The 20022-nt window shown below is 53.0% G+C and carries 20 protein-coding genes and 7 tRNA genes; 7 read left to right on the top strand and 20 right to left on the bottom strand.

Going from position 1 to position 20022, the window contains the following annotated elements; translation table 11 throughout:
- Positions 1-13: 13 nt before the first annotated feature.
- The 6 genes from modF to gpmA all read left to right on the top strand — a co-directional run bounded on the left by modF (position 14) and on the right by gpmA (position 6989).
- The gene (gene modF, locus AC6I4B_RS15890; protein WP_497766457.1) at positions 14-1483 is read left to right on the top strand and encodes a molybdate ABC transporter ATP-binding protein ModF; all 1470 of its coding nucleotides are present in this window, start codon (positions 14-16) and stop codon (positions 1481-1483) included.
- A gap of 232 nt (positions 1484-1715) precedes the next feature.
- A complete protein-coding gene (gene galE / locus AC6I4B_RS15895; protein ID WP_497766458.1) occupies positions 1716-2732 on the top strand; it encodes a UDP-glucose 4-epimerase GalE in 1017 nt (338 codons plus the stop codon).
- A 10-nt stretch (positions 2733-2742) separates the two neighbouring features.
- The gene (gene galT, locus AC6I4B_RS15900) at positions 2743-3789 is read left to right on the top strand and encodes a galactose-1-phosphate uridylyltransferase (protein ID WP_497766459.1); all 1047 of its coding nucleotides are present in this window, start codon (positions 2743-2745) and stop codon (positions 3787-3789) included.
- A 2-nt stretch (positions 3790-3791) separates the two neighbouring features.
- Positions 3792-4940 (top strand): galactokinase, encoded by a 1149-nt coding sequence (gene galK, locus AC6I4B_RS15905; protein WP_497766460.1) that lies wholly within the window; start codon positions 3792-3794, stop codon positions 4938-4940.
- A complete protein-coding gene (galM, locus tag AC6I4B_RS15910) occupies positions 4934-5974 on the top strand; it encodes a galactose-1-epimerase (protein WP_497766462.1) in 1041 nt (346 codons plus the stop codon). Before galK ends, galM begins: the two co-directional genes overlap by 7 nt.
- Positions 5975-6236: 262 nt before the next feature.
- Positions 6237-6989 carry a 2,3-diphosphoglycerate-dependent phosphoglycerate mutase gene (gpmA, locus tag AC6I4B_RS15915; RefSeq protein ID WP_035892201.1) on the top strand — a complete coding sequence of 251 codons (753 nt, stop codon included), beginning with the start codon at positions 6237-6239 and terminating at the stop codon, positions 6987-6989.
- 64 nt (positions 6990-7053) lie between these two features.
- Here gpmA and aroG read toward each other — a convergent pair whose 3' ends face one another.
- A complete protein-coding gene (gene aroG, locus AC6I4B_RS15920; RefSeq protein ID WP_497766464.1) occupies positions 7054-8106 on the bottom strand; it encodes a 3-deoxy-7-phosphoheptulonate synthase AroG in 1053 nt (350 codons plus the stop codon).
- Positions 8107-8438: 332 nt separating this feature from the next.
- Between aroG and zitB the strand changes: the two genes are divergently transcribed.
- The gene (gene zitB, locus AC6I4B_RS15925; protein ID WP_497766465.1) at positions 8439-9383 is read left to right on the top strand and encodes a CDF family zinc transporter ZitB; all 945 of its coding nucleotides are present in this window, start codon (positions 8439-8441) and stop codon (positions 9381-9383) included.
- Here the strand turns inward: zitB and pnuC are convergent.
- The 19 genes from pnuC to cydB all read right to left on the bottom strand — a co-directional run bounded on the left by pnuC (position 9380) and on the right by cydB (position 20020).
- Positions 9380-10099 (bottom strand): nicotinamide riboside transporter PnuC, encoded by a 720-nt coding sequence (pnuC, locus tag AC6I4B_RS15930; protein WP_497766467.1) that lies wholly within the window; start codon positions 10097-10099, stop codon positions 9380-9382. The genes zitB and pnuC overlap by 4 nt on opposite strands.
- A gap of 23 nt (positions 10100-10122) precedes the next feature.
- Positions 10123-11166 (bottom strand): quinolinate synthase NadA, encoded by a 1044-nt coding sequence (nadA, locus tag AC6I4B_RS15935; protein WP_497772199.1) that lies wholly within the window; start codon positions 11164-11166, stop codon positions 10123-10125.
- 336 nt (positions 11167-11502) lie between these two features.
- Positions 11503-11578, bottom strand: a tRNA-Lys gene (locus tag AC6I4B_RS15940).
- Between the two features lie 33 nt (positions 11579-11611).
- Positions 11612-11687: transfer RNA gene (locus AC6I4B_RS15945), tRNA-Lys, on the bottom strand.
- A gap of 146 nt (positions 11688-11833) precedes the next feature.
- A tRNA-Lys gene (locus AC6I4B_RS15950) sits at positions 11834-11909 on the bottom strand.
- Positions 11910-11911: 2 nt separating this feature from the next.
- Positions 11912-11987: transfer RNA gene (locus AC6I4B_RS15955), tRNA-Val, on the bottom strand.
- Between the two features lie 152 nt (positions 11988-12139).
- A tRNA-Lys gene (locus AC6I4B_RS15960) sits at positions 12140-12215 on the bottom strand.
- Between the two features lie 2 nt (positions 12216-12217).
- Positions 12218-12293, bottom strand: a tRNA-Val gene (locus tag AC6I4B_RS15965).
- Between the two features lie 126 nt (positions 12294-12419).
- Positions 12420-12495: transfer RNA gene (locus AC6I4B_RS15970), tRNA-Lys, on the bottom strand.
- A gap of 165 nt (positions 12496-12660) precedes the next feature.
- On the bottom strand, positions 12661-13455 hold the full coding sequence (gene cpoB / locus AC6I4B_RS15975) for a cell division protein CpoB (RefSeq protein WP_497766468.1): 795 nt from the start codon (positions 13453-13455) through the stop codon (positions 12661-12663).
- 9 nt (positions 13456-13464) lie between these two features.
- On the bottom strand, positions 13465-13986 hold the full coding sequence (gene pal / locus AC6I4B_RS15980; RefSeq protein WP_061283404.1) for a peptidoglycan-associated lipoprotein Pal: 522 nt from the start codon (positions 13984-13986) through the stop codon (positions 13465-13467).
- Between the two features lie 34 nt (positions 13987-14020).
- Positions 14021-15313, bottom strand: a complete 1293-nt coding sequence (gene tolB / locus AC6I4B_RS15985) for a Tol-Pal system beta propeller repeat protein TolB (protein WP_497772200.1) — start codon at positions 15311-15313, stop codon at positions 14021-14023.
- A 132-nt stretch (positions 15314-15445) separates the two neighbouring features.
- Positions 15446-16690, bottom strand: coding sequence for a cell envelope integrity protein TolA (tolA, locus tag AC6I4B_RS15990; RefSeq protein ID WP_497766470.1), 1245 nt, complete (start codon positions 16688-16690; stop codon positions 15446-15448).
- 94 nt (positions 16691-16784) lie between these two features.
- On the bottom strand, positions 16785-17213 hold the full coding sequence (tolR, locus tag AC6I4B_RS15995) for a colicin uptake protein TolR (protein ID WP_035892731.1): 429 nt from the start codon (positions 17211-17213) through the stop codon (positions 16785-16787).
- Positions 17214-17216: 3 nt separating this feature from the next.
- Positions 17217-17909, bottom strand: a complete 693-nt coding sequence (tolQ, locus tag AC6I4B_RS16000) for a Tol-Pal system protein TolQ (RefSeq protein WP_497766472.1) — start codon at positions 17907-17909, stop codon at positions 17217-17219.
- Positions 17906-18310, bottom strand: coding sequence for a tol-pal system-associated acyl-CoA thioesterase (ybgC, locus tag AC6I4B_RS16005; protein ID WP_497766474.1), 405 nt, complete (start codon positions 18308-18310; stop codon positions 17906-17908). The genes tolQ and ybgC overlap by 4 nt, the downstream gene beginning before the upstream one ends.
- Before the next feature lie 146 nt (positions 18311-18456).
- Positions 18457-18753, bottom strand: coding sequence for a cyd operon protein YbgE (gene ybgE, locus AC6I4B_RS16010; RefSeq protein WP_497766475.1), 297 nt, complete (start codon positions 18751-18753; stop codon positions 18457-18459).
- Positions 18753-18866 carry a cytochrome bd-I oxidase subunit CydX gene (gene cydX / locus AC6I4B_RS16015; protein ID WP_497766477.1) on the bottom strand — a complete coding sequence of 38 codons (114 nt, stop codon included), beginning with the start codon at positions 18864-18866 and terminating at the stop codon, positions 18753-18755. Before cydX ends, ybgE begins: the two co-directional genes overlap by 1 nt.
- 14 nt (positions 18867-18880) lie before the next feature.
- Complete coding sequence (gene cydB, locus AC6I4B_RS16020; RefSeq protein WP_497766478.1) at positions 18881-20020, bottom strand: cytochrome d ubiquinol oxidase subunit II; 1140 nt, start codon at positions 20018-20020, stop codon at positions 18881-18883.
- Between the last annotated feature and the right edge of the window lie 2 nt (positions 20021-20022).

Here is a 20022-nt window from a genome sequence, read left to right on the forward strand (position 1 = left end):
AACGGGATACATCATGTCATTATTGCAAATTTCGCAAGGCACGTTTCGTCTTAGCGACACAAAAACATTAAAAATTGAGCATTTGACGCTGCGTGCCGGTGAAAGTTGGGCGTTTGTCGGTAGCAACGGTAGTGGTAAATCGGCGTTGGCTCGTGCACTCGCGGGCGAACTGCCGCTGCTTTCTGGCAGCCGTGACAGCCTGTTCACGCGCCCTACTCGCCTCTCTTTCGAGCAGTTGCAAAAACTGGTCAGCGATGAGTGGCAACGCAACAATACCGACCTGCTTAGCCCCGGCGAAGACGACACCGGCCGCACCACCGCTGAAATCATTCAGGACGATATCAAAGACGCCGCACTGTGTGCCACGCTGGCCGCGCAGTTTGGTATTACGCACCTGCTGGAGCGCCGCTTTAAATATCTCTCAACCGGCGAAACCCGCAAAACGCTGCTGTGCCAGGCGTTAATGGCGAAGCCCGATCTATTAATTCTCGATGAACCCTTTGATGGCCTGGACGTTGCCTCCCGCCGCCAGTTAGCGGAGCATTTGGCAATGCTGCATCAGGCGGGTTACACCCTGGTGTTAGTGCTTAACCGTTTTGACGACATCCCAGATTTTGTGCCATTTGCCGGTGTGCTAGCCGACTGTACGTTGACCGAAACCGGTGAGAAAAAAGCGCTGCTGGAACAGACGCTGATTGCACAACTGGCGCACAGTGAGAAGTTGTCGGGTATGGCGCTACCAGAGCCGGATGCCCCCTCAGCGCGACTTTTGCTCGCCGACGATACGCCACGCATTTTGCTGCGTGACGGCGTGGTGTCATATAACGACAAGCCCATCATCAACCATCTGGACTGGACGGTTTTACCGGACGAGCACTGGCAAATTATCGGCCCCAACGGCGCGGGAAAATCGACGCTGTTAAGCCTGGTGACTGGCGATCATCCACAGGGTTACAGTAACGATCTCACGCTGTTTGGCCGCCGTCGCGGCAGCGGCGAAACGATTTGGGATATTAAAAAACACATCGGCTACGTGAGCAGTAGCCTGCACCTTGATTACCGGGTGAGCACCACGGTGCGTAACGTGATCCTCTCCGGCTATTTTGACTCAATTGGCATTTATCAGGCGGTATCGGATAGGCAGCGTAAATTGGTTGATGAATGGTTAGCAATCCTCGGGATCGACTCGCGCACCGCCGATGCCCCGTTCCACAGCCTCTCCTGGGGGCAACAGCGGCTGGCATTGATCGTTCGCGCGCTGGTTAAACACCCGACGCTGTTGATTCTTGATGAACCGCTGCAAGGGCTTGACCCGCTCAACCGCCAGGTCGTGCGCCGTTTTATTGATGTGCTGATTAGTGAAGGCAAAACGCAACTGCTGTTTGTTTCACACCACGCAGAAGATGCGCCTGAATGTATTACCCACCGCTTAGAGTTTGTCGCCGATGGCGACGGGTATCGTTACCAGGTAGGCCCACGCTAAATCCCCCTTCCCGGAGGAGGCACAACGCCGACTCCGGCCTCTCTGTTTACGAGATTTTTTCGGATAATGTTTCCGATGCAACTCGAATACCATTGATTTAGAATATAAATACAGGTCATTTTTATGCTGTGACATGCAGTGTAAACGTTACCACTAATTTAACCGATGTCACACTTTTGGCTTCTCTGTTATGCTAAGCTCATTCTATGCCATAAGCTTAACGGAGCTAAAAATGAAAGTATTGGTTACAGGTGGTAGCGGTTACATTGGCAGCCACACTTGCGTACAACTGCTGCAACAAGGCCACGATGTCATCATTCTCGATAACCTGTGCAACAGTAAGCGCAGCGTTCTGCCCGTCATCGAACGTCTTGGTGGCAAGCAGGCAACCTTTGTTGAAGGTGACATTCGTAATGAAACGCTGATGACCGAGATCCTTCGCGATCACGCCATCGAAGCCGTCATTCATTTCGCAGGGCTGAAAGCCGTTGGCGAATCCGTGCAAAAACCGCTGGAGTACTACGACAACAACGTCAACGGCACGTTGCGTCTGATTTCAGCTATGCGCGCCGCCGATGTTAAAAACTTTATCTTTAGCTCCTCCGCAACCGTGTATGGCGATCAGCCAAAAATCCCTTACGTTGAAAGCTTCCCGACCGGTACGCCGCAAAGCCCATACGGCAAAAGCAAACTGATGGTTGAACAGATCCTGACCGACCTGCAAAAAGCGCAGCCGGACTGGAGCATTGCGCTGCTGCGCTACTTCAACCCAGTGGGCGCACACCAGTCTGGCGACATGGGTGAAGATCCGCAGGGCATTCCGAACAACCTGATGCCGTACATTGCGCAGGTTGCCGTTGGCCGTCGCGATTCGCTGGCGATTTTTGGTAACGATTACCCAACCCCAGACGGCACCGGTGTGCGTGACTATATCCATGTTATGGACTTGGCTGACGGCCACGTTGCGGCAATGGAAAAACTGGCGAATAAAGCCGGTGTACACGTTTACAACCTGGGCGCTGGCGTTGGTAGCAGCGTGCTGGATGTGGTTAACGCCTTCAGCAAAGCCTGTGGCAAACCGGTTAATTACCACTTCGCGCCACGTCGTGAGGGCGATCTCCCAGCCTACTGGGCTGATGCGACGAAAGCCGATAAAGAGTTGAACTGGCGCGTTACCCGTAATCTCGATGAAATGGCGCAGGACACCTGGAACTGGCAGTCCCGTCATCCTCAGGGATATCCCGACTAAGGATTCTGTCATGACACAATTTAACCCCGTCGATCATCCACATCGCCGTTTTAATCCGTTAACCGGCCAGTGGCTTCTTGTTTCACCGCATCGTGCAAAGCGCCCCTGGCAGGGGGCGCAAGAGACACCGTCAAAACAGACGCTGCCCGTTCACGATCCAGATTGCTTTTTATGTCCGGGTAATACGCGGGTGACGGGCGATAAAAACCCTGACTACACCAGTACTTACGTTTTTACCAACGACTTTGCGGCATTAATGACCGACACGCCAGATGCGCCGGAAAGCGATGATCCACTGATGCGTTGCCAGAGTGCGCGCGGCACTAGCCGCGTTATCTGCTTCTCACCGGATCACAGCAAAACGCTGCCAGAGTTAAGCCTCGATGCACTGCAATCCGTCGTGAAAACCTGGCAAGAGCAGACCGCAGAGCTTGGCCAGCAGTATCCGTGGGTGCAAGTTTTTGAAAATAAAGGCGCGGCGATGGGCTGTTCTAACCCGCACCCGCACGGACAAGTGTGGGCAAACAGCTTCCTGCCGAACGAGATTGAGCGTGAAGACCGCCTGATGCGCGAGTATTACGCTAAACAGCAGTCGCCAATGCTGGTGGACTACGTTCAGCGCGAGCTTGCCGACGGCAGCCGTACCGTGGTGGAAACCGAACACTGGTTAGCCGTAGTGCCATATTGGGCGGCCTGGCCGTTCGAAACACTGCTGTTGCCTAAAGCACATATCCTGCGCATTACCGATTTAACCGCAGCACAGCGTGAAGATTTAGCGCTGGCGCTGAAAAAACTGACCAGCCGTTACGACAACTTGTTCCAGTGCTCCTTCCCGTATTCGATGGGCTGGCACGGCGCGCCGTTTAATGGCGAAGACAACCCGCACTGGCAGCTACATGCGCACTTTTATCCGCCGCTGCTGCGCTCCGCCACGGTGCGTAAATTTATGGTCGGGTACGAAATGCTGGCAGAGACCCAGCGTGACCTGACGGCAGAACAAGCCGCTGAGCGCCTGCGCGCGGTCAGTGATATTCATTTTCGCGAGTCCGGAGAATAACAATGAGCCTGAAAGAAAGAACACAAACCCTGTTTGCTGAGAAATTCGGCTACCCTGTTACCCACACCATTCAGGCTCCGGGCCGCGTCAATCTGATTGGCGAGCACACTGACTACAACGATGGCTTTGTACTGCCATGCGCGATTGATTACCAAACGGTGATTAGCTGTGCACCGCGTGATGACCGCCAGGTGCGCGTCATCGCCGCTGACTACGACAACCAACGCGATGAGTTTTCTCTCGATGCGCCTATCGTCACCCACGACAGCCAGCAGTGGTCGAACTATGTTCGCGGCGTAGTGAAACACTTGCAGAAACGCAATAACGCTTTTGGCGGTGCGGATCTGGTGATCAGCGGTAACGTGCCGCAGGGCGCGGGCTTAAGCTCCTCGGCATCGCTGGAAGTGGCCGTCGGAACGGTATTCCAACAGCTTTATCATCTGCCGCTCGACGGCGCACAAATCGCGCTGAACGGCCAGGAAGCGGAAAACCAGTTCGTCGGCTGTAACTGCGGCATTATGGATCAGCTGATTTCCTCGCTCGGCAAGAAAGATCACGCCCTGCTGATCGACTGCCGTACCCTCGGTACGAAAGCCGTTTCCATGCCAGAAGGCGCGGCGGTGGTTATCATCAACAGTAACTTCAAACGTACGCTGGTCGGCAGTGAATACAACACTCGCCGTGAGCAGTGCGAAACGGGTGCGCGCTTCTTCCAGCGCCCTGCGTTGCGCGATGTCACCATCGATGAATTTAACGCCGTGGCGCATGAGCTTGACCCGATTGTCGCAAAACGCGTGCGCCACGTTCTGACGGAGAACGCCCGTACCGTAGAAGCGGCTTCAGCGCTGGAAAAAGGTGACCTGCTGCGCATGGGCCAGTTGATGGCGCAGTCCCACGCTTCAATGCGCGATGATTTCGAAATCACCGTACCGCAAATCGACACCCTGGTAGAGATTGTGAAAGCTACTATTGGGGAACAGGGCGGCGTCCGTATGACCGGCGGCGGCTTTGGCGGCTGTATCGTGGCGCTGATTCCTGAAGCGTTGGTTCCGGCAGTAAAACAGGCTGTAGCCGAGCAGTACGAAGCAAAAACCGGCATCAAAGAGACCTTCTATGTGTGCAAACCGTCACAAGGAGCAGGCCAGTGTTAAGAGAAACGCCAACGCTGGCAGCGGATGGCCAGCCGTATCGACTGATTACGTTACGTAACGCGCACGGCGTGGTCGTGACGTTAATGGACTGGGGCGCAACGCTGCTCTCAGCACGTATTCCGATGATCGACGGCAGCGTGCGTGAAGCGCTGCTGGGCTGTGCTTCGCCGGAACAATACACCGAACAAGCCGCCTTTCTTGGCGCATCCGTTGGTCGTTATGCCAACCGTATCGCTAACAGCCGCTTTACGCTGGACGGGCAGACAATTGAGGTGACACCGAGCCAGGGCGAACATCAGTTGCACGGTGGCCCACAAGGGTTTGATAAACGCCGCTGGGTGATTGCGTCGCAAAACCCAACCGAAGCCGTCTTTACCCTCACCTCGCCGGATGGCGACCAGGGTTTTCCAGGCGAGCTACAGGCAACGGCAACCTATCGCCTGACGGATGACAACCGCATCTCCATCGAATACCGGGCGAAAGTCGATAAAGCGTGCCCGGTGAACATGACAAATCATGTTTACTTTAACCTTGATGGCGAACAGAGCGACGTGCGCAACCATACGCTTCAACTGCTGGCAGATACCTATCTGCCGGTTGATGAAAGCGGGATCCCGTACGACGGGCTGAAAGAGGTGACTCACACTAGCTTCGACTTCCGCCAGCCGAAAACGGTCGCGAAGGACTTCCTGAGCGATGACGATCAGAAAAAAGTGAACGGTTACGATCACGCTTTTCTGCTTCAGGCTCAGGGGGATGCCAGCAAAGTCGCGGCGTACGTGTGGTCAGAAGATAAGAAACTGCAAATGGCGGTTTATACCTCTGCCCCGGCTATTCAGTTCTATTCGGGCAATTTCCTCGACGGTACGCTGTCTCGCAGCCCGCAGCCTTACGCGGCGTGGCAAGGGCTGGCGCTGGAAAGCGAGTTTCTGCCAGATAGCCCTAACCACCCAGAATGGCCACAGCCAGACTGTGTGCTTCTGCCTGGCGAAGAGTATGTCAGCCTGACGGAATATCAGTTCACCGCGCTATAATTCGTTAGCCCTCCCACCCGGAGGGCTAATTTTTTCCAGGCCGTGCAAGCCCTCGCTTTTTATCGCCCTTCCCGTCACGACGATCTTTTAGGCATATTGCTGAATTAAGCGTCATATGCAGACAAAATAATAACGCTTGATTCACATGCGGCTTACACTGAGAAACTATTTTCGCTATGGTTATACATAAGCGTTGCTGTGAAGCGAGTCACAGCAATATAATGAGAATTGTTATCATTCAATAAGCTTGAGGAGTGAGAGTATGGCTGTAACTAAGCTGGTACTGGTTCGTCACGGTGAAAGTCAGTGGAACAATGAAAACCGTTTCACCGGTTGGTACGATGTTGATCTGTCTGAGAAAGGCGTTAGTGAAGCGAAAGCGGCCGGTAAACTGCTGAAAGCTGAAGGCTTCAGCTTCGATTTTGCTTATACCTCTGTGCTGAAACGTGCCATCCATACACTGTGGAACGTGCTGGATGAACTGGATCAGGCCTGGCTGCCGGTCGAGAAATCCTGGAAACTGAACGAGCGTCACTACGGTGCGCTTCAGGGTCTGAACAAAGCAGAAACCGCAGAAAAATACGGTGACGAGCAGGTTAAACAGTGGCGTCGCGGCTTCGCGGTTACTCCGCCAGAGCTGACCAAAGACGACGAGCGCTATCCGGGCCACGATCCGCGCTATGCGAAACTGACCGACAAAGAGCTGCCAACCACCGAAAGCCTGGCGCTGACCATCGAGCGCGTCGTGCCATACTGGAACGAAACCATTCTGCCACGCCTGAAAAGCGGTGAGCGCGTTATCATCGCCGCTCACGGTAACTCTCTGCGCGCACTGGTGAAATATCTGGATAATATGGGCGAAGACGAGATTCTTGAGCTGAACATCCCAACCGGTGTACCGCTGGTGTATGAGTTCGACGAGAACTTCAAACCTATCAAACACTACTATCTGGGTAACGCTGACGAAATCGCAGCAAAAGCCGCTGCCGTGGCAAACCAGGGCAAAGCGAAGTAATTTCGCCGCCGTCGAAACAAAAAAAGCGTGGAATTATCCACGCTTTTTTATTACCTGTAATGCGTTAGCCGCGACGCGCTTTCACGGCATTCGCCAGTTGACGCAGCAGCGCATCGGTGTCATCCCAGTTGATGCAGGCGTCGGTGATGCTCTTACCGTAGACCAGCGGCTCACCGCTGTCTGGGTTCTGGTTACCTTCCACCAGATGGCTTTCAATCATCACGCCCATAATGGCTTTCTCGCCGCCAGCAACCTGCTGACACACGTCGGCTCCGACTTCCATCTGCTTTTTGTACTGCTTGCAGGAGTTGGCGTGGCTGAAATCAATCATGATTTGCGCAGGCAGACCTGCTTTCGCCAGCCCTTCTTTCACCGCCGCCACGTGCGCCGCGCTGTAGTTTGGCTCTTTGCCGCCGCGCAGGATGATATGGCAATCACCATTACCGCTGGTGTTCACAATCGCCGAATGGCCCCATTTGGTCACAGACAGGAAACAGTGCGGTGCGCCTGCGGCGTTAATCGCATCAATCGCGACTTTAATCGTGCCATCAGTACCGTTTTTGAAGCCCACCGGACAAGAAAGGCCGGAAGCCAGCTCACGGTGAACCTGTGACTCGGTAGTGCGCGCGCCAATAGCGCCCCAGCTCATCAGGTCAGCCAGATACTGCGGGGTGATCATATCCAGGAACTCACCCGCCGCCGGTAAACCCGTGTCGTTGATATCCAGCAGCAGTTTGCGCGCAGTACGCAGACCATCGTTAATCTGGAAGCTGTTATCCATGTGCGGATCGTTAATCAGCCCTTTCCAACCCACGGTAGTGCGCGGTTTTTCAAAATAAACGCGCATGACGATTTCCAGCTCGCCGTTCAGTTCATCACGAACTTTCAGCAGACGCTGGGCATATTCTTTAGCCGCCACCGGATCGTGAATAGAGCATGGGCCGATTACGACCAGCAGGCGATCATCGCTCCCTTTCAGGATCTGATGGATCGCTTTGCGTGCTTTAGACACCGTATTCGCCGCATTTTCAGTGGCCGGGAATTTCTCAAGGAGTGCGACAGGAGGTAATAACTCGTTGATCTCTTTGATACGTAAATCGTCGTTCTGATAATTCATGACTGTTCCAGTGTTGCCATACTTATACAATTGAGTGCAATCCCTTCAATCTATATCGCTAGCAAAAAAGTGTAAACTGGATTTTACACTTTAGGCGGGGAATTACTAAAAAATGGCTGCAAAATAGAATTTAATAGCAATTAATTAAATCCAAAATCTAATTAACAAAACAAATATCTATAACCACACTAAGAAACAATATATTTAAATATCACAGTACGGAAGTTGCGCTATTTTGCCCCATCTACCTGCGCGACGTATTTCTGTGCGCAAAAAGCAAAGATCTGCAATGATGTCAGTCAGTCGCATTCAAAATACGGAGGATGAGCTTAATGGCGCACAGGCAAAATTCACATTCACACGCCACACCCGACGATGGCAACGCCCGCCGTTTATTGTTGGCTTTCGGTGTTACCGCTGGATTTATGATTGTCGAAGCCGTGGGCGGGGTTATCTCCGGCTCGTTGGCGTTGCTGGCCGATGCCGGACACATGCTGACTGACTCAGCGGCCCTGTTATTTGCGTTGTTGGCCGTCCGCTTTGCCCGCCGTCCGCCCAGCGTTCGCCATACTTTTGGCTGGCTGCGTCTCACAACGTTAGCCGCTTTCGTGAATGCCCTTGCCCTGCTGTTTATCATTGTGCTGATCGTTTGGGAGGCTGTGCAGCGGTTCTATCATCCGCAGCCGGTGGCAGGCGTCACGATGATGGTGATTGCGGTTGCCGGGCTGCTGGCAAATATCGTCGCCTTCTGGATTTTGCACCACGGAAGCGAGGAGAAAAACCTTAACGTCCGCGCTGCGGCGCTGCATGTGATGGGCGATTTGCTCGGTTCGATCGGCGCTATCGTGGCGGCGATTGTTATTATGACGACGGGGTGGACGCCTATCGACCCCATTCTGTCGGTATTGGTGTCGTGCCTGGTGCTACGTAGCGCCTGGTCGCTGCTGAAGGAGAGCGTCAATGAACTGCTGGAAGGCGCGCCGCAGTCGATAGATGTCGCGGCGTTAAAGCGTAATATGCGTCGTTCACTGCCCGAAGTGCGAGATGTTCACCACGTGCATGTTTGGTTGGTCGGCGAAAAACCGTTGATGACGCTGCATGTCCAGGTGGTTCCACCGCATGACCACGATGCGCTGCTGGAACGTATTCACCATTTCCTTGAGCATCAGTACCAAATTGAACACGCCACCGTGCAGATGGAATACCAACCCTGTAACGGCCCAGAATGCCACCTCAACGAGGCGCAATCTGGACACGGGCATCATCACCACCACTAATGAGACAGCGCGCGAGAACCGCGTTCACGTGCGCTATTCATCCACATTCGGCTACCGTTCAGGGCGATAAAGGTCAGGATTAAATATTCCAGCGCCATCGCGTAAACGCCCTGTAGCGCGAAAATCGCCACACTAATTACGTTAATTATCACCCACAATAGCCAATTCTCGACGTATTTGCGGGTCATCAACACCATAGCGGCAATCGACAGCACCATCATGCAAGAGTCCCAGAACGGGTATGCATCTGGCTGAAGTTCCGGCATCACCACGTTAATCCCCAGCGTCTGCATGGTGTCTACCGCAACGCGCGTCAGCACGGCGAAAACGGGGTCGATGTATATCGTCATCAGTGCAATGGCCACGACACATGCCACAAGCCAGGCCAATGCTTTGGGCATGGGCAACCAGCGGATTTGTAGCTCGGCCTGATTCTGGCTGGTTTGCCGCGACCAGGCATACCAGCCGTAGACATTGGCAGCGAAAAAGAACAGCTGCAAAAGCAGGCTGGCGTAAAGTTGAATCTGGAAGAAAATAATCGCAAACAACGTGACGTTTATCAGGCCAAACGCGTAGTTGGTAATTTTCTCAAGGCTTGCCAGCCAGATACACAGCAGACCGGCGATAGTGCCAACGGCTTCAATCCACGACAGGTCATAGCCCCCTGTTCCCAGAGGGATATGCACCAGAATATTTTGCGTACTCAAAAAATCCATTTTTGCTCCAACGTGTTAGACGGTTACCCTCGAAGTGTAGCCGCAAAATCTAACATTCGGTTCAGTGGAACCAACGCCCCCTGACGAAGCGCTTCATCAACGTGAATCTCATGCGCTACGCCACCCTTTTCCAGGCTTTCAGCTATCGCTTTCAAGCCGTTCATCGCCATCCACGGGCAGTGCGCACAGGTGCGGCACGTCGCCCCTTCCCCCGCCGTTGGCGCTTCAAATAATTCTTTCTCCGGCACAGCCTGCTGCATTTTGTAGAAAATGCCGCGATCGGTCGCCACAATCAGTTGTTGGTGTGGCAGCGTTTTAGCCGCGTTGATAAGCTGGCTGGTTGAGCCGACGGCATCGGCCATATCAACGATGGCCTGTGGCGATTCTGGATGCACCAACACCGCAGCCTGTGGGTATAACGCCTTCATACGGCTTAATGCCTGGGTTTTAAACTCGTCGTGAACGATACACGCCCCCTGCCAGCACAGAACATCGGCCCCAGTTTGCTTTTGCACATAGTGACCGAGGTGTCTGTCAGGCGCCCAAATAATTTTTTCACCGAGGCTGTCGAGATGTTCGATCAGTTCTACGGCAATGCTGGAGGTCACCACCCAGTCTGCACGTGCTTTAACGGCGGCTGAGGTGTTGGCGTAAACCACCACCGTGCGGTCAGGATGGGCATCACAGAAGGCGTTAAATTCATCAATAGGGCAGCCGAGATCGAGCGAGCACTCGGCGTTTAGCGTTGGCATCAGGATGGTTTTTTCTGGGCTGAGGATTTTCGCCGTCTCCCCCATAAAGCGCACACCGGCGACCAGTAGCGTGGACGCCGCGTGTTTTGCGCCAAAACGGGCCATTTCCAGCGAGTCCGAAATACAGCCACCGGTCTCTTCTGCCAGTTGTTGAATTTCTGGGTCGGTATAGTAGTGCGCTACCATTACCGCATTGCGCTCTTTTAGTAAACGCTTGATCTTTTGGCGATAAAATTGTTTTTCATCATCGCTTAACGGCACTGGCTTCGCAGGGAACGGGTAAATTGCTGCTTCAGGGTCAAACATCACGCTCATCATGCATCTCGTTTTACTGGCTTAACGAATTAACCAATTGAAGGCGTTACTTGCGCCATGATTGGCCATATTTGTTTTATATGCTAAACAAGATAGCGGATCGGCTGAGAAAAGTCACAATAATTGCGCGGAGCTATGCCGGATGGCGACGAATGTCTTATCCGGCCTATAAGTATCTTATTCATTAGGCTGATAAATAAAACGCAGGTAGAAAATCAGGCAGGAATGGGGATATACCAGATAGCAAAAAAGCGCCTTTAGGGCGCTTTTCTACATTGATGGGTTGTGCTCAAGCAACATTATCCTTCACATTTAACATCTGCACTTGATGTTAGATGGTGGGTCGTGCAGGATTCGAACCTGCGACCAATTGATTAAAAGTCAACTGCTCTACCAACTGAGCTAACGACCCCTTTCGGGATGGCACTGCATTAATCATTCAGGATGGTGGGTCGTGCAGGATTCGAACCTGCGACCAATTGATTAAAAGTCAACTGCTCTACCAACTGAGCTAACGACCCATTCGGATGTTGCCTGAAAGATTCTTTACTCGGATCCACCAGGAAAATGGTGGGTCGTGCAGGATGACTCGGCTTCGCCTCGCCCTATGGGCCGCTGCTAAAGCAACGTTATCCTTCACGTTTAACATCTGATGTTGATGTTAAAATGGTGGGTCGTGCAGGATTCGAACCTGCGACCAATTGATTAAAAGCCAACTGCTCTACCAACTGAGCTAACGACCCGGTGGTGGGTGATGACGGGATCGAACCGCCGACCCCCTCCTTGTAAGGGAGGTGCTCTCCCAGCTGAGCTAATCACCCGATACTACGCTGGATACTGCAATTACTGCTTCCACCAGACCTATAATAAAGAATGGTGCGTCGTGCAGGATGACTCGGCTTCGCCTCGCCCTACGGGCCGTTGCTAAAGCAACGTTATCCTTCACGTTTAACATCTGATGTCGATGTTAAATTGGTGGGTCGTGCAGGATTCGAACCTGCGACCAATTGATTAAAAGTCAACTGCTCTACCAACTGAGCTAACGACCCGGTGGTGGGTGATGACGGGATCGAACCGCCGACCCCCTCCTTGTAAGGGAGGTGCTCTCCCAGCTGAGCTAATCACCCGATACTGCGCTGGATACTACATTAAGTGGTGGGTAGTGCAGGATGACTCGGCTTCGCCTCGCCCTACGGCTGTTGCTTACGCAACGTTATCCTTCACGTTTTACTACCACTATCTACCTTAGTAGATGGTGGGTCGTGCAGGATTCGAACCTGCGACCAATTGATTAAAAGTCAACTGCTCTACCAACTGAGCTAACGACCCACTTTTTTCGCCACTTTCAGGATGTTTGATATCCCTTGGCAACGGCGGCATATATTACTGAATTCAGAATTCTGCGCAACAAAAATTTCGACAAAGATCACTTAAGTGCTTACGTTTCACGCGGTAAGACCAGAAATAACACGATTTCTGGTCTTACTTTAGGCGTTACAGCGCGCTAAGACGTTTTTGCGCCTGTTTCGCACCATCAGTGCCTGGGTACTTGCTAACAACCTGCTGGTACACCGCTTTTGCTTTTGCGGTATCCCCTTTGTCCTGCATGATAACCCCGACCTTGAACATTGCGTCTGCCGCCTTCGGCGACTTCGGATAGTTTTTCACCACCGACGCAAAGTAATACGCCGCATCATCCTTTTTACCCTTGTTGTAATTCAACTGACCCAGCCAATAATTGGCGTTCGGCTGATACGTTGAATCTGGGTATTTTTTGATGAAATTCTGAAACGCCGTAATCGCATCATCCTGGCGAGAGCTGTCTTTCACCAGTGCGATTGCCGCGTTGTAATCGGTATTGGCGTCACCAGTTTGTACTGGTACGCCAGAAGCCGCCGTATTGCCGCTCGCAGGTGCTGCTGTGGCTGCCGTCGCATTGCTCTGGTCCGAAGCTTGCTGCGTCTGCGCACTACCGCTACCGCCGTTAAGGCTGTCGATTTGCAGCATGATCTGCTTTTGACGATCCATAACCTGATTCAGCTGGTACTGACTTTCCTGGATTTGACCACGAAGGGCATCAATATCAGTCTGGTTATCGGAGAGTTGTTGCTGGAGTTGGGTCAAAAGCTGGCTGTGAGCATTAGAAATACGCTCGAGTTGAGTGACACGGTCTTCGACCGAGCCTGAGCCGACACTACTGATTGGTGCCTGAGCAAAAGCGGCCCAGGGGGCCGCTATTCCAACCAGTAACGACAGACTCAACAGGTGATGTCTGAAGTTACTGTTCATGCAATTCTCTTAGTAAACCAGTACGGCACGACGGTTTTTGGAGTAAGCCGCTTCGTCATGACCCAGTACTGCTGGTTTTTCTTTACCGTAAGAAACGATGGAGATCTGGTCAGCAGAAACGCCTTTACCTTGCAGGTACATTTTAACAGCGTTAGCACGACGTTCGCCCAGGGAGATGTTGTACTCAGGAGTACCACGTTCGTCCGCGTGACCTTCTACGGTGACTTTGTAAGATGGGTTGCTACGCAGGAAGTTTGCGTGTGCATCCAGCATGGCAGCAAAGTCAGAACGGATATCGTATTTGTCCAGATCGAAGTATACGATGTTGTTCTGTTGCAGCTGTTGCATCTGCAGACGAGCCTGCTCTTCGGAAGACATATTGCCGTTACCGTTCGCATCCATACCAGTGCCGGCACCCAACATGCCTTCGCCGCTCTGGTCATTGCTGGCGTTCTTGTTAGAAGAACATGCCGCGATTGCCATTACAGGCAGAGCGATCATCAGCCCTTTCAGCACTTTGTTCAGTTGCATTTCTATGATTCCTTTAGTAATCAATTAATTATTATTACAGATACGGCGACCAGGCAGGGAATTTAACCTGTCCATCAGTTGCCGGAAGACGCGCTTTGAAACGCCCATCTGTAGAAACCAGATTCAGCACGGATCCCATCCCCTGAGAAGAGCTGTAGATTACCATAGTGCCGTTAGGTGCCAGACTTGGCGTTTCGTCCAAAAACGTTGATGACAGAACCTGTACACCACCCGCTTCTAGATCTTGCTTAGCAATGTGTTGCTGGCCGTTAGCCGAGCTTACCATCACCATAAACTTACCGTCGCTGCTGACGTCAGAGTCCTGGTTCTGTGAACCTTCCCAGGTAATACGCTGCGGAGCACCGCCGTTGATATTCACTTTATACACCTGCGGACGACCGGCCTGGTCAGACGTAAACGCCAGATTCTGGCTGTCCGGGAACCATGTAGGTTCGGTGTTGTTGCTGCGACCATCCGTGACCTGACGAATCTGACCTGAGCCAATATCCATCACGTACAAGTTCAGGCTACCGGTTTTAGACAACGCAAACGCCAGTTTGCTGCCATCCGGAGAGAACGCTGGAGCACCGTTGTGACGCGGGAACGAAGCAACCTGACGCACCGCACCGTTAGCCAGAGTCTGGATAACCAGCGCAGAACGACCGCTTTCGAAGGTCACATAAGCCAGTTTAGAACCGTCTGGAGACCACGCCGGAGACATCAGCGGCTGTGGAGAACGGTGAACCACAAACTGGTTGTAGCCATCGTAGTCAGACACGCGCAGTTCGTATGGGAACTGACCGCCGTTGGTCTGAACAACATACGCAATACGCGTACGGAACGCGCCCTTAATGCCGGTCAGCTTCTCGAACACTTCATCACTGGCAGTATGGCCGGCATAACGCAGCCACTGCTTGTTCACTTTATAAGTGTTTTGTGCCAGTACCGTACCTGGCGCACCACCGGTATCAACCAGCTGATAAGACACATTATAGCTGCCGTCAGCGTTAGGGGTTACCTGGCCGACAACCACCGCATCAATGCCCAGAGCAGACCATGCGGCAGGTTGAACTTCCTGCGCAGTACCCGGCTGCTGTGGCAGACGAGAACGGTCTAATGGGTTGAATTTCCCGCTGTTACGCAGGTCAGCGCCAACAATGCCGCCGATATCTTCAGGTGCAGCACCCGGTCCGGCCCACTGGAACGGAACGACGCCAATCGGACGTGCAGAGTCCACCCCTTGGGTGATCTCAATACGTACTTCTGCGTGCAGCACCGCTGCCCACAGCATCAGAAAACCAAAAGCTACTCGTAATGCCTGCTTCATCATATCTCCCTTATCTGGACGGAAAGCCCACGATAATTTAGCAGAATGTTAACAAACTAAAATACACAAAACTACCAAAACTCTGCGACGATCCGGCCTTTATTTTTCACTAACTGCGGCGAAAAATAATCTTTACGGCTTAAAGTCCAACGGCGCATTTTTAAAGGTCTGCCAAACCGCTTGTGACGGCGGTTTCGGGAACTTGGTCATTCGGCTTGTCGCCGCCAGCATCTGCTGACAGAACGCCGGATCGCCACCTTCCTGCTTCACAGTCAGTACCGTGCCATCCTCGGCAAGGTTCACACGTAAAGTACAGGTCTTCCCTTTATAGGTGTCCCAGTCATACAAATGGCCTTTAATCGCGGCCTGAACCTGCGCGATATAAGACGCAATTTCAGCCTGCGATGCCCCGCCCTGCCCCGGCTTGTTACCTTTAGCAGGAGATGAGCCACCGGCGCTACCGCTGGTGTTACCTTTCGGCGCATTCTTACCCGAGCTGAGATCACCCAGCAGGTCATCTACGCCAGAAGCTGCGGCAGCTTTTTCAGCAGCGGCTTTCTTGGCTGCGGCTTTTTCTCCGGCAGCTTTTTTATCCGCAGCCGCTTTTTCAGCAGCAGCTTTCTTATCGGCGGCAGCCTTAGCGGCGGCAGCTTTTTCCGCAGCAGCCTTCTCGGCTGCGGCCGCTTTTTTCGCGGCTTCAGCGGCAGCTTTCTTCTCCGCCTCTGCTGCGGCCTTCTTCTCGGCATCCGCAGCCGCTTTCGCAGCGGCAGCTTCCGCGACCTTTTTCGCATCAGCGGCGGCTTTTGCTGCTTCTGCTTCTGCTTTTTTCTGTGCATCGGCGGCGGCTTTTTTCGCAGCTTCTGCGGCAGCTTTCACTTGAGCATCGGCCTTCGCTTTCGCATCAGCAGCGGCTTTAGCTGCAGCCTCAGCCGCCTCTTTTGCCTGCGCATCCGCTTTGGCTTTCGCGTCCGCAGCTGCTTTCGCCGCCGCTTCTTCCGCCTGCTTCTGTTGTTCTTGAGCTTGCTTCGCAGCTTCCTGAGCCTGTAAGCGCTCTTTTTCCAGCGCTTTTAAACGTTCCTGTTCAGCAGCCTGCTTTTCACGCAACTCTTCAGCCTGCTGCTGTGCCTGTTTTTCGCGCTGCTCTTGCGCGCGTTTGGCACTCGCTTGTTGCTGCTGTGTACGATTATAGTTGTTAACGACCGCTCCAGGATCGACCATAACCGCATCGATAGACGAACCGCCGCCACCGCCGGCAGCAGCGTCCATGTGCTCATCGAACGAACTCCAGATAAGTGCTGCAAACAGAATAACGTGCAGCACTGCTGAAATAATTATCGCTCGTTTAAGCTTGTCGTTTTGTTCGGTTGCCTTTGACACTCTCGGTTCCCAAAAACTGTTCCCCCATTACCCTGCAACGCAGGTGCAGGCCGTTCCCAACCTGCAAACCCGCGAGCGTGCGGCATGTCGGCGATTAAATTGGCTGGGTCATCAACCCGACCGATTTCACCCCGGCGCTGTGTAACAGGTTAAGCGCTTTAATTATTTCATCGTAAGGCACGTCTTTCGCGCCCCCAATTAAGAAGACCGTTTTCGGATTCGCCTGCAAACGGCGCTGCGCTTCTGCAACCACCTGTTCAGGCGGTAGCTGCGGCATCTTCTCCTGACCTACGTTCACGCTGTATTGCCCCACACCGGAAACTTCAACAATCACCGGGGGTTCATCATTACTGCTTACAGCCTGTGATTCGGTTGCATCAGGCAGATCCACTTCCACGCTCTGCGTAATGATCGGCGCTGTCGCCATAAAGATAAGCAGCAGCACCAACAACACATCCAGCAGCGGAACGATGTTAATTTCGGACTTCAGTTCGCGACGCCCGCGTCCACGTGCTCTGGCCATGGCTTACCCCTTGTTGCTCTCGCTGGCGGTAAAAGCCTGACGGTGCAGAATGGCGGTGAACTCTTCCATAAAGTTGTCGTAGTTCATTTCCAGCTTGTTCACGCGCTGGTTCAGGCGGTTGTACGCCATAACCGCAGGAATTGCCGCGAACAGACCGATAGCCGTCGCGATCAACGCTTCCGCAATACCTGGCGCAACCATTTGCAAAGTAGCCTGTTTCACCGCGCCCAGCGCGATAAAGGCGTGCATGATCCCCCACACCGTACCGAACAGACCGATATACGGGCTGATAGAACCGACAGTACCCAGGAACGGTATGTGCGTTTCCAGATTTTCCAGTTCGCGGTTCATGGAAATGCGCATCGCACGCGAAGCCCCTTCCACTATCGCTTCCGGTGCATGGCCATTGGCACGATGCAGCCGCGCGAACTCTTTGAAGCCGCTATAGAAAATCTGCTCAGAACCTGCCAGATTGTCCCGACGCCCCTGGCTCTCCTGGTACAAGCGAGACAGTTCGATGCCAGACCAGAACTTATCTTCAAACGCTTCTGCTTCACGGCTTGCGGCGTTAAGAATGCGCGTTCTCTGGATAATGATGGCCCAAGATGCGATTGAAAAACCAATCAAAATCAGCATGATAAGTTTAACCAGAAGGCTCGCCTTCAGGAACAAATCAAGGATATTCATGTCAGTCACTGCTTAAACTCCGCGACAATAGACTTGGGAAGCGCACGAGGCTTCATGATGAGTGGATCAACACAGACAATCAGGACTTCTGCTTCGTTCAGAACCTTATTCTCAGCGTTGACAATTCTCTGCGTAAATACCATTGAAGTACCCCGCATTGATGTAATTTCTGTCTGGACTTCGAGCATATCGTCGAGTCGGGCAGGCGCAAAATACTCCAGCGTCATCTTACGCACGACAAAGGCCACGCGTTCAGCCAGCAATACCTGTTGACTGAAGTGATGGTGACGCAGCATCTCTGTGCGTGCTCTTTCATAGAAAGCGACATAGCTGGCGTGGTAAACCACACCACCGGCGTCGGTATCTTCGTAATAGACCCGAACCGGCCATCGAAACAGCGTTGTATTCACTTTACATCCCAGTAATACAAAAAAAATTTGGGGTTTTTGAACTTCGCTACTATACGCGCGGGAAAGATGGTTTGGAATGGGGGGAAGTAAACGGAGCGTAAATTTTTATGGGCTTATGCAAGCCCATTATCATTAGGCGATAATTTTCATCTGTAGAAGAAAAAAATCAGTCCCGCGAACAGGACGAGATCGGCGATAAGCGGACAAAAAATCCCCTGCCAGTGGATTGCACGTGGACGGAACCCCACCCCGTGAATTACGCCAGCGCACACTGACCACATCAGCAGAAAACCATGCCAGATTTCCAGCTCACTGGTCTTCGCCGCAAAACGCGCCGGATCCCAGAAAATGCAGCCAGCTAACGCCAGGGCCATAACAAGGGAAAGCGCCCGCAAGGGGCGCTTATCCATTATCGCGTACAACATTGCGATAACATTTTTCATTACTGGTTTTCTTCACCTGCTTTGGACGCTTCTACATGCTCCAGCGCCAGGGCGGTGATCACGCCGAATGCACAGGCAAGAAGCGTTCCCAAAATCCATGCGAAATACCACATATCTAGCTCCTTACTTAGTACAGAGAGTGGGTGTTACGTTCGATATCTTCTTTGGTGATACGACCGAACATTTTCCAGTAACACCAGGTGGTGTAGGCCAGGATAATCGGTACGAAGATAATCGCAACATAGGTCATCACGTTCAGCGTCAGCTGACTAGATGTCGCATCCCACATGGTCAGGCTCGCATTCATCATTGTGCTGGATGGCATAATGAACGGGAACATGGTGATGCCCGCAGTCAAAATGATGCACGCCAGAGTCAATGAGGAGAACAGGAACGCCCACGCGCCTTTATCTGCTTTAGTGCTCAGAATCGTCAACAACGGCAGCACCACGCCCAGAGCAGGAATCGCCCACAGCGCTGGCATGTTGTTGAAGTTCACCATCCATGCACCCGCTTCACGCGCGACGTCTTTGGTCAGTGGGTTCGATGGGCCTGCGTGATCCATAACAGATTTCACCACATAACCGTCGATACCGTAGTAAATCCAGACGCCCGCCAGAGCGAAGCACACCAGTGTAACCAGCGCCGCCGCCATCGATACGGAGCGAGTACGCAGATGCAGTTCACCCACCGTACGCATTTGCAGGTAGGTCGCGCCCTGAGTCAGGATCATCCCCACGCTCACAATCCCAGCCAGCAGGCCAAACGGGTTCAGCAGCTGGAAGAAGTTACCGGTGTAGTACAGGCGCAGATATTCATCAATGTGGAACGGCACGCCTTGCAGCAGGTTGCCGAACGCCACGCCGATAACCAGCGGTGGCACGAAGCTACCAACAAAGATGCCCCAGTCCCACATGTTGCGCCAGCGGGTGTCTTCAATCTTCGAGCGGTAATCAAAACCTACCGGACGGAAGAATAAAGAAGCCAGCACCAGAATCATCGCCACATAGAAGCCGGAGAACGCAGCTGCGTAGACCATCGGCCAGGCAGCGAACAGCGCGCCGCCTGCGGTGATGAGCCACACCTGGTTACCGTCCCAGTGCGGGGCGATGGCGTTAATCATAATTCGACGCTCGGTATCATTGCGACCGAGGAAACGGGTGAGCATCCCCACCCCCATGTCGAAGCCGTCGGCGACAGCGAAGCCAATCAGCAGAATGCCAATCAGCAGCCACCAGATAAAACGTAGTACTTCATAATCGATCATTT

The organism is Kluyvera fluvialis, from assembly GCF_059725275.1.